General features: G+C 67.1%; 14 protein-coding genes and 1 riboswitch. Of the genes, 8 read left to right on the top strand and 6 right to left on the bottom strand.

What is annotated here, in order from left to right; genetic code table 11:
• Window positions 1–3 precede the first annotated feature (3 nt).
• The 6 genes from QCD75_RS16585 to QCD75_RS16560 are packed head-to-tail and all read left to right on the top strand — an operon-like array spanning window position 4 to window position 7,052.
• Window positions 4–1,047, top strand: a complete 1,044-nt coding sequence (locus tag QCD75_RS16585) for an aliphatic sulfonate ABC transporter substrate-binding protein (RefSeq protein ID WP_301230398.1) — start codon at window positions 4–6, stop codon at window positions 1,045–1,047.
• Window positions 1,047–1,958 (top strand): ABC transporter permease, encoded by a 912-nt coding sequence (locus QCD75_RS16580; protein ID WP_301230396.1) that lies wholly within the window; start codon window positions 1,047–1,049, stop codon window positions 1,956–1,958. The genes QCD75_RS16585 and QCD75_RS16580 overlap by 1 nt, the downstream gene beginning before the upstream one ends.
• On the top strand, window positions 1,949–3,925 hold the full coding sequence (gene acs / locus QCD75_RS16575; protein WP_301230394.1) for an acetate--CoA ligase: 1,977 nt from the start codon (window positions 1,949–1,951) through the stop codon (window positions 3,923–3,925). Before QCD75_RS16580 ends, acs begins: the two co-directional genes overlap by 10 nt.
• 9 nt (window positions 3,926–3,934) lie before the next feature.
• The gene (gene sfnG, locus QCD75_RS16570) at window positions 3,935–5,155 is read left to right on the top strand and encodes a dimethylsulfone monooxygenase SfnG (protein ID WP_301230393.1); all 1,221 of its coding nucleotides are present in this window, start codon (window positions 3,935–3,937) and stop codon (window positions 5,153–5,155) included.
• A complete protein-coding gene (locus QCD75_RS16565) occupies window positions 5,155–6,558 on the top strand; it encodes an O-acetylhomoserine aminocarboxypropyltransferase/cysteine synthase family protein (protein ID WP_301230391.1) in 1,404 nt (467 codons plus the stop codon). Before sfnG ends, QCD75_RS16565 begins: the two co-directional genes overlap by 1 nt.
• A complete protein-coding gene (locus tag QCD75_RS16560; RefSeq protein ID WP_301230389.1) occupies window positions 6,558–7,052 on the top strand; it encodes a CoA-binding protein in 495 nt (164 codons plus the stop codon). Before QCD75_RS16565 ends, QCD75_RS16560 begins: the two co-directional genes overlap by 1 nt.
• A gap of 240 nt (window positions 7,053–7,292) precedes the next feature.
• On the opposite strand, the gene QCD75_RS16555 is transcribed toward QCD75_RS16560, so the two are convergent.
• The 4 genes from QCD75_RS16555 to QCD75_RS16540 form a co-directional block, all read right to left on the bottom strand.
• Window positions 7,293–8,015, bottom strand: a complete 723-nt coding sequence (locus tag QCD75_RS16555) for a hypothetical protein (protein WP_301230388.1) — start codon at window positions 8,013–8,015, stop codon at window positions 7,293–7,295.
• Window positions 8,012–8,560: an RNA polymerase sigma factor gene (locus QCD75_RS16550; RefSeq protein ID WP_301230387.1), complete on the bottom strand. Its 549-nt coding sequence runs from the start codon at window positions 8,558–8,560 to the stop codon at window positions 8,012–8,014. Before QCD75_RS16550 ends, QCD75_RS16555 begins: the two co-directional genes overlap by 4 nt.
• A gap of 87 nt (window positions 8,561–8,647) precedes the next feature.
• Entirely contained in the window at window positions 8,648–9,097 is a 450-nt protein-coding gene (locus QCD75_RS16545; protein ID WP_301230386.1) for a hypothetical protein, read from the bottom strand.
• Window positions 9,098–9,414: 317 nt separating this feature from the next.
• Complete coding sequence (locus QCD75_RS16540; RefSeq protein WP_301230385.1) at window positions 9,415–10,704, bottom strand: adenylosuccinate synthase; 1,290 nt, start codon at window positions 10,702–10,704, stop codon at window positions 9,415–9,417.
• A 307-nt stretch (window positions 10,705–11,011) separates the two neighbouring features.
• Window positions 11,012–11,117: riboswitch (SAM riboswitch) on the top strand.
• Window positions 11,118–11,129: 12 nt separating this feature from the next.
• Between QCD75_RS16540 and QCD75_RS16535 the strand changes: the two genes are divergently transcribed.
• Window positions 11,130–12,338: a cobalamin-independent methionine synthase II family protein gene (locus QCD75_RS16535; protein WP_301230384.1), complete on the top strand. Its 1,209-nt coding sequence runs from the start codon at window positions 11,130–11,132 to the stop codon at window positions 12,336–12,338.
• A gap of 172 nt (window positions 12,339–12,510) precedes the next feature.
• Window positions 12,511–13,143, top strand: coding sequence for a uracil-DNA glycosylase (locus tag QCD75_RS16530; RefSeq protein ID WP_301230383.1), 633 nt, complete (start codon window positions 12,511–12,513; stop codon window positions 13,141–13,143).
• Between the two features lie 142 nt (window positions 13,144–13,285).
• Here the strand turns inward: QCD75_RS16530 and QCD75_RS16525 are convergent, their stop codons facing one another.
• Entirely contained in the window at window positions 13,286–13,714 is a 429-nt protein-coding gene (locus QCD75_RS16525) for a DUF3151 domain-containing protein (protein WP_301230382.1), read from the bottom strand.
• Between the two features lie 2 nt (window positions 13,715–13,716).
• On the bottom strand, window positions 13,717–14,390 hold a 674-nt coding region (fbaA, locus tag QCD75_RS16520; protein ID WP_301230381.1), incomplete at its 5' end, for a class II fructose-bisphosphate aldolase.

Genomic DNA, 14,390 nt, shown 5'->3' with positions numbered 1-14,390 from the left:
CTCATGTCATTCGCCCGCAAAGCCACCCGCCGGTCCGTTATCGGCGCCGCCGCCGTCTCCGCCGCCCTGGTCCTCACGGGCTGCGTCGCAGGAGAAGGTTCCGGCGGGTCCCCCGCAGCGAACACCGTCGTCGAGAGCGGCACGCTGAACATCGACTTCGCCACCTACAACCCGCTGAGCCTGGTCATCAAGAAGAAGGGCTGGCTCGAGGCCTCGCTCAAGGACCAGGGCGTCACCGTGAACTGGGTGCAGTCCGCCGGCTCCAACAAGGCCAACGAGGCGCTGCGCTCCGGCGCGGTCGACGTCGGCTCCACGGCCGGATCAGCCGCGCTGCTCGCCCGCGCCAACGGCTCGCCGATCAAAACGATCGACATCTACTCACAGCCGGAGTGGGCCGCCCTCGTCGCCAAAGCCTCCTCGGGCATCACCACCGTGGCCGACCTCAAGGGAAGGTCCGTGGCCGCAACCAAAGGCACCGACCCCTACTTCTTCCTGTTGCAGTCCCTCTCCGAAGCCGGGATCTCCGCCAAGGACGTCACGGTGCAGAACCTGCAGCACGCGGACGGCCGGGCCGCACTGGAAAACGGTTCGGTGGATGCGTGGTCCGGGCTGGACCCGATCATGGCGGGCGCAGAACAGAAGGGCGCCAAGCTCTTCTACCGGAACCTTTCCTTCAACACCTACGGCTTCCTGAACGCCACGGAATCCTTCCTGAAGAACAAGCCGAAGCAGGCGCAGGCAGTCGTCAACGCCTATGAGAAGGCCCGCGCCTGGGCCGCGGCGAACCCGGACGAGACGGCACAGATTCTCGCCGACGCCGCCGGCCTGGACCTCGCCGTCGCGAAGACCGTAGTGCTGGAGCGCAGCAACCTGAACGTGGATCCGGCGCCGGGCGAGGCCCAGCGCAAGGTTCTGGCGAAGATCGGCCCCACGTTCGTGGAGACCGGCGACGTTGCCAGCCAGAAGCAGATCGACGACGCCGTCGCCTCCATTCTTGATGACTCGCTGGTGAAGAAGGCGGACGCGTCCGCCATCAAGGATTCCTGATGACACAGCTCAGCAATCCCGCCGTCACCGGCACTAATGTTGCGGACGGGCGCGCTGCAGCCGTCCCCGCAACTCCAGCAGACGCCGCCCAGCCGGGCCCGACCCTCACGGGTGCGGGCGGCCCCCCGGCGAACGGATGGTCCCCCGCCGGGATCCTGGCCAACGGCTGGGCGCGTCTGCTCCTTGGATTGATCATTCCCGCTGCGGTTCTTGCCGCCTGGCAGCTGTCCACGGCAGCCGGGGTGTTCAGCGTTGTCCAGCTTCCGCCGCCGGCCATGGTGCTGGACGCAGCCGTCGACCTGCTCCAGCGCGGCCAGCTTGGCCAGCACGTCGCGATCTCCACCCAGCGTGTGCTGATCGGCTTCGCCGCCGGCGCCGCCCTGGGCCTGGTGTTCGGGTCCCTGGTGGGCCTGTCCAAATTCGCGGACGCCCTGCTCGCGCCGACCATCGGCGCCCTCCGCGCCGTCCCGTCGCTGGCCTGGGTGCCGCTGCTCATTCTCTGGATGAAGATCGGCGAGGATTCCAAGATCACCCTGATCCTGATCGGCGCCTTCTTCCCCGTGTTCACCACCGTCTCCCTGGCGCTGCGCCATGTGGACCGGAACCTGGTGGAGGCGGCGCGCGCGTTTGGGCTCAAGGGCGTGAAACTGCTGACCACAGTGCAGCTCCCGGCGGTGGTGCCGGCGGTCTTCTCCGGGCTCCGTCTGGCGCTGGCCCAGGCCTGGCTCTTCCTCGTGGCCGCGGAACTCATCGCTTCCTCGATGGGGCTCGGCTTCCTGCTCACGGACTCGCAGAACAACGGCCGCACGGACCGGCTCCTGCTGGCGATCGTGCTGCTCGCGGTCATCGGAAAAATCACAGACGCCCTGCTGGGCCTCGCAGAGAAATGGGCGGTGAAACGATGGGCATAACAACACAGACAGCCCCGGCCAATCCCCCGGCCACCGAAGAGGAGCGCCTCTCCTTCTGGGAGGAAGCGGCGCTCCGGCTCGACTGGGAGGACGTGCCCGGGCAGGACAAACCGTGGCACACCACCCACCGCCGCGTCCCGGCCGACGCCGACGCCGGGCTCGGCCCGGACATCACCTGGTTCGAGGGCGGCAGGCTCAACGTCGCCTACAACTGCGTGGACCGCCATGTGGCGGCGGGCCGCGGGGACAGGGTGGCCCTGCACTTCGAGGGCGAACCGGGCGACCGCCGCACCCTCACCTACGAGGACCTGCAGCGCGAGGTCTCCCAGGCCGCCAACGCACTGCTGGGCCTCGGCATCACTCAGGGCGACCGGGTGGTCATCTACCTCCCGGTCATCCCGGAAACCGTGATCATCACCCTGGCCGTGGCCCGGATCGGCGCGATCCACTCGCTCGTGTTCGGCGGTTTCTCCGCCGAGGCACTCAAGTTCCGGGTGGAGGACACCCGCGCCAAACTGCTCGTCACCACCGACGGCCAGTTCCGCCGCGGCGTCGCCGTGCCGGTCAAGGACAACGCGGACGCCGCCGTCGCCGGGGACAACGCGATTGAGCATGTCCTGGTGGTCAACCGCACCACCGCACCGGAACTGCTGGACACCGTCCCGATGACCGAGGGCCGCGACGTCTGGTGGCATGACACTGTCGGGCAGGCCTCCGCGCAGCACACGCCGGAAGCCTTCGACGCCGAAACCCCGTTGTTTATCATGTACACCTCCGGCACCACCGGGAAGCCCAAGGGCCTGGTCCACACCTCAGGCGGCTACCTCACGCAGGCGTCCTGGAGCTTCGAGCACCTCTTCAGCAACCCGGAACCGGCCCTCCGGGATCAGGATGTGCACTGGTGCACGGCCGACCTCGCCTGGGTCACCGCCCACACCTACGAGCTGTACGGCCCGCTCTCCAACGGAGCCACCCAGGTGATCTTCGAGGGCACCCCCAACACCCCGCACCCGGGGCGCCACTTCGAAATCATCGAACGCTACGGCGTCACCCAGTACTACACGGCACCCACCCTGGTCCGCTCGCTGATGGGCTGGTTCCCGGACGGCGTCCCGGCAAGCTACGACCTCTCCTCCATCCGGCTGCTGGGCACCGTCGGCGAGGCCGTCAACCCCGAGGCCTGGCGCTGGCTCCGCGAGAACGTCGGCGCCGGCACGGCCCCCGTGGTGGACACCTGGTGGCAGTCCGAAACCGGCGCCACCATCCTCTCCCCCGCCCCCACCGACACGGAGTTCAAGCCCGGCTGCGCGGCCCGGCCGCTGCCCGGGGTCAGCACCCGGATCGTGGACGACGCCGGCAATACCGTGCCGCCCGGTGTCCAGGGCTTCATCGTGGTCGACGCCCCCGGCCCGGCCATCGCCCGGACCGTGTGGGGCAACCCGCAGCGCTACTTCGATTCGTACTGGCGCAAGTACGCCCGCCAGGGCTGGTTCCTCGCCGGTGACGGCGCCAAGTACGACGCCGACGGCGACGTCTGGATTCTCGGGCGCGTGGATGACACCCTGAATGTCTCCGGACACCTGCTCTCCACGATCGAGATCGAGTCGGCCCTCGTCTCGCACCCGGACGTCGTGGAAGCCGGCGTCTGCCCGGTCGCAGACCCCAAGACCGGCCACGCCGTTGTCGCGTTCGTCGTGCTGAAGGCGTCGGCGGCCGCTGAGGACATCGCGTCCGAATTGAAGGCACACGTCGCGCGCGAGATCGGGCCGATCGCCAAGCCGCGCGACGTCGTCGTCGTTCCTGATGTGCCGAAGACCCGCAGCGGCAAGATCATGCGCCGGCTGCTGACCCAGCTGTTCGAAGGAACCACCCTCGGCGACACGAGCTCGCTCCAGAACGAGCCGTCCATCGCCGGCATCCAGTCCGTCCTGCGGGAACGCAGTGACAACCGAAATACCCAGAAGTAAGGAACTCCCATGACTGACATCAGCAACGTCGCCCGTCTTTCCGAACCGCTCAAGTTCGCCTACTGGGTTCCCAACGTCTCCGGCGGCCTGGTGGTCTCCACCATCGAACAGCGCACCGGCTGGGACTTTGACTACAACAAGAAACTGGCCCGGATCGCGGAGAACTCCGGATTCGAATACGCCCTGACCCAGACCCGCTACGCCGCATCCTACGGCGCGGACAAACAGCACGAGGCCACCTCCTTCAGCCTGGCGCTGCTGGCCGCCACTGAGCGGCTCAAAGTGATCTCCGCCGTGCACCCGGGCATGTGGCACCCCGGCGTGCTGGCGAAGTTCATCATCACCGCCGACCACATTTCCAACGGCCGCGCCGCCGTCAACATCGTCTCCGGCTGGCTCAAGGACGAGTTCACCAACTTCGGCCTCGAATGGCTCGAACACGACGAGCGCTACGTCCGCACCGAGGAATTCATCAAGGTCCTCCGCGGGCTGTGGACCGGGCAGGACTACAGCCAGTCCGGCAAGTACTACAACATCAACAACTTCACCCTGAACCCTGCCCCGGTGGACGTCCCGGGCCGGGCACACCCGGAGATCTTCTTCGGCGGCAACTCCACGGCGGCGCAGGCCACCGCTGGCCGGGTCGCGGACTGGTACTTCTCCAACGGCAAGGACCTCGAAGGCTTCAAGGAGAACATCGCCGGCGTCGTCGCCGCTGCCGACGCAACCGGCCGCGGCACCGAGGCTTCGCTCCCCTCCGCTTTATCCTCTCCGAGGTTTGGCCTGAATGGCTTCGTGATCGCCCGCGATTCCGAGAAGGAAGCCCGCGACACCCTCCGCGAGATCGTGGCGAAGGCGCACAAGCCCGCCGTCGATGGTTTCCGCGCAGCCGTCCAGGAAGCCGGGCCGTCCACGAAGGACGGCAAGGGCATGTGGGCCGACTCCAGCTTCGAGGACCTGGTCCAGTACAACGACGGCTTCAAGACCCAGCTGATCGGCACGCCGGAGCAGATCGCCGAGAGGATCGTGGCATACAAGAAGATCGGGGTGAACCTGTTCCTTACCGGCTACCTGCACTTCCAGGAGGAAGTCGCGGCGTTCGGTGCGGACATCCTGCCGATCGTCCGCGAACTCGAAGCGGACCTCGCGCGCAGGAGCGGCACGGAACTGGACCTGTCCGGCACCCCGGCGGCTTCGGCCAGCTCAACCACCGGGCTGGTGAACGCGTAATGGCTGACCGCAAGTTCGGATTCCGCACCCGCGCCCTGCACGCCGGCGGCACCCCCGACGCCGAGCACGGCGCCCGCGCCGTGCCGATCTACCAGACCACGTCCTTCGTGTTCAAGGACACCCAGGACGCCGCCAACCTCTTCGCACTGCAGAAGTACGGCAACATCTACTCCCGGATCGGCAACCCCACGGTCGCCGCGTTCGAGGAACGTATTGCCTCCCTCGAGGGCGGCATCGGCGCGGTGGCCACCTCCTCGGGCATGGCCGCGGAGTTCATCACCTTCGCTGCGCTCACCCAGTCAGGCGACCACATCGTCGCGGCCTCCCAGCTTTACGGCGGGACCGTCACGCAGCTGGACGTCACGCTGCGCCGCTTCGGGGTGGACACCACCTTCGTTCCCGGCACCGACCCGGCTGACTACGCCGCGGCGGTCCGGGAGAACACCAAAGCGATTTTCGTCGAGGTGGTGGCCAACCCGTCCTCGGAAGTCCAGGACCTCGAGGGCCTGGCCAAGGTAGCGCACGACGCCGGCATCCCCCTCGTCGTCGACGCCACCTTGAGCACCCCGTACCTCGTGCGGCCGATCGAGCACGGGGCCGACATCGTGATCCACTCCGCCACAAAGTTCCTCGGCGGGCACGGCACCACCCTCGGCGGCGTCATTGTCGAAAGCGGCCGCTTCAATTGGGGCAACGGCAAGTTCCCCACCATGACCGACCCCGTGGCCTCCTACGGCAACGTCTCCTGGTGGGGGAACTTCGGTGAATACGGTTTCCTGACCAAGCTCCGCTGCGAGCAGCTGCGCGACATCGGCCCTGCACTCTCGCCGATGTCCGCTTTCCAGCTGCTGCAGGGCGTCGAGACCCTGCCGCAGCGCCTGGACGAACACCTCAAGAACGCCCAGGCCGTGGCGGAATGGCTCGAGGCGGACGAGCGCGTGGCGTACGTGAACTTCTCCGGGCTGCCCTCTCACCCGCACTTCGAACGGGCAAAGAAGTACCTGCCGCTGGGGCCGGGCTCGGTGTTCTCCTTCGGTGTGAAGGGAGGCCGCGCCGCCGGGCAGAAGTTCATCGAGTCCCTGCAGCTGGCCTCGCACCTGGCTAATGTCGGCGACTCACGGACCCTCGTGATCCACCCCGGCTCCACGACCCACCAGCAGCTCAGCCCCGAACAGCTCGAGTCCGCCGGTATCCCCGAGGACCTGATCCGGATCTCGATCGGGCTGGAAGACATCGAGGATATCCTCTGGGACCTGGACCAGGCGCTGGACATGGCGTCGGAGGACGGTGCCTCGGATGCGTCCGCCCGCGGCCTAGACACGCCGCCTCGTTCCTCGGCGGCGCGATGCGCCGCTTCCGCGGACACATCAGAGGCCGACACCTGCACGATCGGAGCAAACTGATGACTGTTGAAGATCGCACCTGGGCCGGACCATCCGCGCCGGAGCGGCTGAACCTGCTGCGGCAGGCGAAGTCGATCGCGATTGTTGGCGCCTCTGACAAGCCGTCCCGGGCGAGCTACTTTGTGGCGACGTACCTGCAGTCCTCCACCCGCTACGAGGTGTATTTCGTGAACCCCGCGGTGAAGGAGATCCTGGGCCAGCCGACCTACGCCTCACTGGCGGAGCTGCCGGAAAGCCCGGACATCGTGGACGTGTTCCGCAAGCACGACGACCTGCCGGGCGTCCTGGAAGAAGCCATCGCGGCCGGCGCCAAGACGCTGTGGCTGCAGTTGGGCTCCTGGCACGAGGATGTCGCGAAAGAAGCGGAAGCTGCCGGACTCGACGTCGTGATGGATCGCTGCGTGAAGATTGAGCATGCCCGATTCCACGGCGGCCTGCACCTGGCCGGCTTCGACACGGGGGTTATCTCCTCCAAGCGGCAGGTCCTGGCCTAGCGCCTCTGCCGGGTCCGAACGCAGAGATCGCCGGTAACGTGCGGGCTCGAGGTCCGGGCGCCCGCGTCTCCCGCGGGGTCCGGGCGTCGAATTCGGGCGTTTCCCGCGACTTCGACTCCAATGGGGTGGGCGGGCGCAGGCCGAACGGACTACGCCCGCCCGCACGGCCCCGGCGTCGACCGCCTACGACCCGGACGGCCCGCGGCGGCCCGCGGGCTTGCCGGATTAGGGCTGGCCGGATTAGGGCTGGCCGGGGAGCGCCGGGAGCACGCCGGGAAGAGCCGGCCCCGCGGGAAGGCCCTTGTCCCCGCCCGGGACGGGGAGTGCGGGGGTCCCCGGTGTGACCGGGCGGTGGGGCGGCGTCGGAAGGAATCCGGTATGGCCAACAGCAGGCGGAGTGGCAGGAGCGCCGGGCTTCGCAGGAACCGCAGCAGCGGCTCCGGGAGCCCCCGGAGCTTCAGCCTGCGGCGGCGTGGCGGCGCCCGTTGCGTTCGACGTCGGCGCGGGGGCTGCCGGGACGTCCGCCGGTGACGGGCGGGCGGGCCTCTGAGCCGTATCGGGCATCTTGCCGCCGGGCTGGAAGATGGTGCCCACAGATTGGCTGAAACTCTCGCGGAAGTTCCCGCTGGAGGCGGCCACGGCGCCCGCACCAAGAGTCATTGCACCCAGCACGGCGCCACCGACGATTGCGAGCCTGCGCTTCCGGCCGCGGCGCTCGGCCAGGCTCGTGACGCCGGCCGGAAGGGGTTCGTCGACGAAATCCGGCGCGGATTCGACGGCGCTACCGCAGCTTCCGGAGGCCAGCAGCGCCGCGAGATCGGCGCGGGGCGCGGGAGCCTCGTCAGGCACCAGGGCGCGGAGCTCTTCGAGCGAACGGCGGAGCTCGGCGGCTGCTTCGAGGCCGGAATCACGGAGCATAGCCTGGATGCCGCCATCCTGCTGGGGTTCGCGGGTTCCGGTCATGATGCTGCGTGATCCTTTTCGGTGACGAGTTCGCGCAGGGCACTGAGCCCGCGTCGTTGAAGCTGCTTGATGGCGCCCGGCGACTTGTCCATGATGCGGGCCACCTGTTCGATGGATAGGTCCGCGACGATCCGCAGGACCAGTACTTCCCGTTGCTCCTCATTGAGCCGGAAAAGGGAATCTGTCATGCCGCCCAGCGAACCGAGGACCTCGTCCTCGGCGGAAGGGGCGTGCCGGATGTCATCCCGGGGGTCGTATTCGGCCAGGTAGGGCGTGCGTTCGGCGCGGCGGTGATGGTCGACCAGCCGCGCGTGGGCGACGGAGAAAATGAAGGTCCGCAAACCGCTGTAGCCGCCGGTGACCTTCGCCAGTTTCGGCAGGACATCGACGAAGACGTCCTGGGTGAGCGCCTCGGCGTCCTCCACCCCGCGGGCCCGGAAGTAGCCGAGCACCGCGGGTGAAATGACCGTGTAGACAGCGCTAAATCCTGACGGCTCGCCAGCGAAAGCTGCTGACAATTCGTCATGGGTTAGCTGTTCTGCCAAGAGGCTGTCCTTCCGGTTACTGCTGGGGTGCGGCCTGGGCAAGTGTAGCGCCCGCACCCCGGGTGCCTCCGAGGAGGCGTTCACTGCCTACTTGTTGAGCACAGGCTTCTCGCCCGACGGCAGGGCCGGGACAGCGGGGACGGCGGGAACAGCGGGGACGGCGACGGTCACGCCGGCGTGCGCCTTGGCCTCGGCAGCGCCCTTGGCGTTGGCGGCACCGTCGACGGAGGCGCCATCCTTGCCAGCTTCGAGGGAGCCCTCGGCGGATCCTTCGGTGCCCTCAACGCTGACGTCGCCCTCGGCGGAGTCGTCAACGGACGGGGATGCCGGTGCGGCGGGGACGGCCGGCTGGGAGGGAAGGACGGGAGTCGCCGGGACCGCAGGGGTTGCCGGGACGGCGGGCGTCGCGGGGCTCACTTCAGCCTGCTGGGTGTTCGAAACCTGGGCCGCGTTGGCCAGGCCGACGCCGGAGAACCCTCCGACAGCGAGAATCGCGGCGCCGACAGCAATCTTGGTGGTCTTGCTAACAATCTTCATAAGAAACGTACATCCTTTGTTTTTGCGTGAAAGCCGGCTGCGGCCCGATGGAGGCAGCAGCAGCCCGCGCGTTCAGTGGAAGGCCGGCCGGCGCAGCTTGGGGGCATGCGCCGGACTGCACTTACAGTGGAAGGCGGCCGGAAGCCTGGTGGGGGGTCCAAGCTCCGGCGGCGCTTACAAAGGAGTAATCGCTGGGGTGCCCCGAAAGGTTACGCACCGATCGGGAGTTTGTTTCCCTCAGGACGAGCAACGGCGGCGGGCCACCCTTCCAGGTGACCCGCCGCCGTCGGGCGCCGCGATGAACGCGTCAGTCAGTATCAGTCATTGATCAGATCGTTGATCACGATCGTCTGGTCGCGGTCCGGGCCGACGCCGATCGCGGAGAACCGCGTCCCGGAGAGCTTCTCGAGGGCCAGCACGTAGTTCTTGGCGTTCTCCGGGAGGTCTTCCAGGGTGCGGGCGCCGGTGATGTCCTCGGTCCAGCCTTCGAAGTACTCGAAGATCGGCTTGGCGTGGTGGAACTCGGTCTGCGTCATCGGCATTTCATCGTGCCGGACGCCGTCGACGTCGTAGGCCACACAGACCGGGATCTGCTCGATGCCCGTGAGCACGTCCAGCTTGGTGACGAAGTAGTCGGTGAAGCCGTTGACGCGGGAGGCGTGGCGCGCCAGCACGGCGTCGTACCAGCCGCAGCGGCGCGGCCGGCCGGTGTTGACGCCGAACTCCCCGCCGGTCTTCTGCAGGTACATGCCCATCTCATCGAACAGTTCCGTGGGGAACGGTCCTGCGCCCACGCGGGTGGTGTACGCCTTGATGATGCCGATGGAGCGCGAGATCCGGGTGGGCCCGATGCCCGAGCCCACGGAGGCGCCGCCGGCGGTCGGATTCGAGGAGGTCACGAAGGGGTACGTGCCGTGGTCAACATCGAGGAACGTGGCCTGGCCACCCTCCATTAGGACGACCTTGCCCTCGTCCAGGGCGGTGTTCAGGACAAAAGTGCTGTCGATGACCAGCGGGCGGAGGCGCTCGGCGAAGGACAGGAAGTATTCCACGATCTCGTCCACCTCGATGTCGCGGCGGTTGTAGACCTTCACCAGCAGTTCGTTCTTCTGGCGCAGCGAGCCTTCGACCTTCTGACGCAGGATGGAGGCGTCGAAGACGTCCTGGACCCGGATGCCGAGGCGGGCCACCTTGTCCATGTAGGCCGGGCCGATTCCGCGGCCGGTGGTGCCGATGGCGCGGGAGCCGAGGAACCGCTCGGTGACCTTGTCCAGGACCTGGTGGTAGGGCGCCACGAGGTGTGCGTTGGCGGAGACGCGCAGCTTGGAGGTGTCGGCGCCTCGGGCTTCCAGGCCGTCGATCTCCTGGAACAGCGCCTCAAGGTTCACCACGCAGCCGTTGCCGATAATCGGAACCGCGTTGGGGCTCAGGATGCCGGCCGGAAGGAGCTTTAGCTCATACTTCTCACCGCCTACGACGACGGTGTGCCCGGCATTGTTGCCGCCGTTGGGCTTGACGACGTAGTCGACTCGGCCACCAAGCAGGTCAGTGGCCTTACCTTTGCCTTCGTCGCCCCATTGGGCTCCGACGATCACGATTGCTGGCATGGGATCCTCCCCCATTCGTTCGGGCCAAAGTCCGTGTGATTCACCAGGGTGGTCACCGGAGCTCAGCGCCGTTCATGAGAACGCCCCGGATCTACCGCTGTGCTCTTACCATCAACGCCAGAGTCCGGGGCTCTTACCACCCAAGTTTAGCCGATCGCGGTGGCGACGACTCATTTGACCATCCAATGGACTTCCCGCCGGCTGCGCCGCGACCCGCCAGTGCGGCTGCGCCGCGACACGGTGTCCAGCAAGCGGAACTTAGCCGGATGGGCTTGCGCGGGGGGGCCAGGTCGAATTAGGTGGAAGGTGACCATCCCGAGCGGCCGAGGGACCTGGACCATTGACGCCGCAGCAACCCTGCCCGGACACAGCATTGCGACGGCCAAGGGTGCTACCGCCAGGACCGATGGAAAGGAAGCGCCCCCGTGCAGCAGAACACCGACCATATCCGCGCCACCCATGCAGGCTCGTTGCCCCGCACCCCCGAGCTCATCGCGGCGAACGAGGCCAAGGAAACGGACGGCATCACCCCCGAGTTCCTGGACCTGCTGGAAACGTCAGTGGTGGAAATTGTCCGGCGCCAGAAAGATCTCGGCATCGACATCCCCAACGACGGCGAATATGGGCACACGATGTCCAGCTCGGTGGACTATGGCGCATGGTGGAACTACTCCTTCAGCCGGCTCGGCGGCCTTGAGCCGACGGATGTGGACCGCTGGGCTGACGCTGCAGTGCACCGCTCCACACCCGGCAACATCGTGCTGACCTCCTTCCCGGACCGCCGCGACCGGCAGAAGTTCAACGAGGCCTACAACGATCCCTCCTCCGGAATCCTGGCGCACCGCAAGAGTGTCACGCAGCCGAAGATCGCCGGCCCGCTGCGCTACACCGGGCAGGACCTCGTGGGCTCGGACATCGCGAACCTCAAGACCGGACTGGCCGCCGCCGGCCTGTCCGAGGGCTTCGTCGCCTCGCTGTCCCCCGGCTCCTGCGCCCGCGTCGCCAACGAGTACTACAAGACGGATGAGGAACTCCTCTACGCCTGCGCCGACGCCATGCGGGAGGAGTACAAGGCCATCATCGACGCCGGGCTCACGGTCCAGCTGGACGACCCGTCGCTGGCCGAAAGCTGGGACCAGATCAACCCGGAACCGAGCCTGGCCGACTATCTCAAATTCATCCAGCTCAGGGTTGAGGCCACCAACTGGGCGCTCCGCGACCTGCCGCAGGACCAGATCCGGCTGCACGTTTGCTGGGGCTCCTGGCACGGCCCGCACACCACGGACATCCCGTTCGCGGACATTGTCAGTTCCGTCCTGCAGATCAATGCGGGCGGCTACTCCTTCGAGGCCGCCAACGTCCGCCACGAGCATGAATGGCGCGTCTGGGAGGACACCAAGCTCCCGGACGGAAAAGTCATCATCCCCGGCGTCGTTTCCCACGCCACCAACGTCGTCGAGCACCCGGACCTGGTGGCTGACCGGATCGTACGCTTCGCCGAAGTCGTGGGCCGGGAAAATGTGATTGCCTCCACAGATTGCGGTCTGGGCGGCCGGGTGCACCCCCAAATTGCCTTTGCCAAGCTGGAATCCTTGGGAGAGGGCGCCCGCCGCGCCACCGCGCGGCTCTGGTAGCGGCCGCTCCGCGGGAACGGCATTTCGCAGGGCTTGATAGACTAGTAAGGATCGACCAGGAATCGGTCCACACCACATTTTCAAACCACACCGTACTTAACGTGCCCCGGTGCTCGGCGTGCCCACGTACGGTCTGGCAGCTTCACCAAACCCGCAGGAGACTCAGCAATATATGACAGCCTTGGCCACTGAAAATTCCCGCGAACAGCTTCTGAGCCGCCGCTACGAACCTAGCGTCGCGGCAGTCAACGAGCTGTGCGACACGCTGCAGGCAACCAAAGCTGGCATGAATGTCCCCTATGTGGACCCGATGCACGACGTTGACGAGTGCCGCATCATCAGCCTCTTCTCCAACATCGGAACCGAGGACGAGTCGGGTTTCATCACCGCCGGCGACGAAGAAGCCGCCACCCGCCTGCTCGGCGTCCAGTGGAAGCTGGGTCTGCGCCCGGAGTTCGTGATGCCGTGGAACGTGCACCCCTGGTACGTCCCGGGCGAGCCGAACGGCAAGTTCACGCCGGACCAGATTTCCGCCGGTCTGAAGCCGCTGCTGAAGTTCCTCGCCGTCGTACCCCGCGCTTCAGTGATCGTGGCCCACGGCACCGAGGCCAACCGCCTCGCGAACCTGCTCCTCAAGACCGAGGTGCCGATGATCTGGCGCCGCGGCCTCAAGACCTACAAGGTCCGCTCGCTCAGCGGCCGCGCCTTCGCCGGCACTCCTGCCCGCCAGGAGCAGTACCTCGAAGAAATGGGCACCGTCTACGCGGACGCCATGGCCCGCACCGGTCTGGCCAAGACCAGCTAGTCCCCAGCCACCCGCATCGACGACGGCGGGCGCCCACCTTCTGGTGGCCGCCCGCCGTCGTGCTTTAACTAACAACGCGGGGTCACTTACGGTCCATCCCAGGGTGTGGAATGGGCCGTAGGTGACCCCGCGTTGTGGTTGGTTAGCGGTTCTCGGCTTGGATGGCTGCCTTGGCGGCGGGATCGGAGTCCTTGAGGAACTTCTCGATCCGCTCCGGCTCCTCGGCCTCGCCGATTGCCGCGGAGGCGCGGCCCAGTGAATACAGAGCGCGCAGGAAGCCGCGGTTGGGTTCGTGCTCCCACGGGATGGGCCCGACGCCGCGCCAGCCGTTGCGGCGCAGCGAGTCCAGGCCGCGGTGGTAGCCGACGCGGGAGTAGGCGTAGGAGTCGATGGTCCGGCCCTCTTTCCAGGCTTCCTCGGCCAGCACGGCCCAGAGCAGCGAGGAGGTCGGGTGCTTTTCCACCAGGTCCAGGGCTTCCTGGCCCGCATCCAGCGCCGCGTAGACCTCGGTCTCGGCAGGCAGGAGGGTGGGCTCAGGGCCCATCAGGTTCTTGCGGAACTCCTCCGACATCCCTAGAACGTCTTGCCGGTGGAGCCGAGCTGCTGGGCAGCCTCGACGACGCGGGCTGCGAGGCCGGCCTCGGCGGAGGCGCCCCAGACGCGGGGATCGTAGAGCTTCTTGTTGCCGACTTCGCCGTCGACCTTCAGCACGCCGTCGTAGTTGCGGAACATGTGGTCCACCACCGGGCGGGTGTAGGCGTACTGGGTGTCGGTATCGATGTTCATCTTGATCACGCCGTAGGAAACCGCATCGGCAATCTCCTTCTCGGAGGAGCCGGAGCCGCCGTGGAAGACCAAGTCGAACGGGTTGGCCTTGCCGATCTTGGCGCCGACCTGCTCCTGGATGTCCTTGAGGATCTCCGGGCGGAGCTTGACGCCGCCGGGCTTGTAGACGCCGTGCACGTTGCCGAAGGTCAGCGCCGTGATGTAGCGGCCGTTCTCGCCGGAGCCGAGCGCCTCGATGGTGGCCAGGGCGTCCTCGACGGTCGTGTAGAGCTTTTCGTTGATGGCGTTTTCGACGCCGTCCTCCTCGCCGCCGACGGTGCCGATCTCGACCTCGAGGATCATCCGGGCGGCAGCGGTGCGCTCCAGCAGTTCCCGGGCGATCCGCAGGTTCTCCGTCAGGGTCTCTGCGGAACCGTCCCACATGTGGGAGTTGAAGAGCGGGTTGCGGCCGGCCTTGACCT

The organism is Arthrobacter sp. PsM3, from assembly GCF_030433895.1.
Lineage (GTDB): Bacteria > Actinomycetota > Actinomycetes > Actinomycetales > Micrococcaceae > Arthrobacter.
This window is presented reverse-complemented; position numbering and strand designations above follow the sequence as displayed.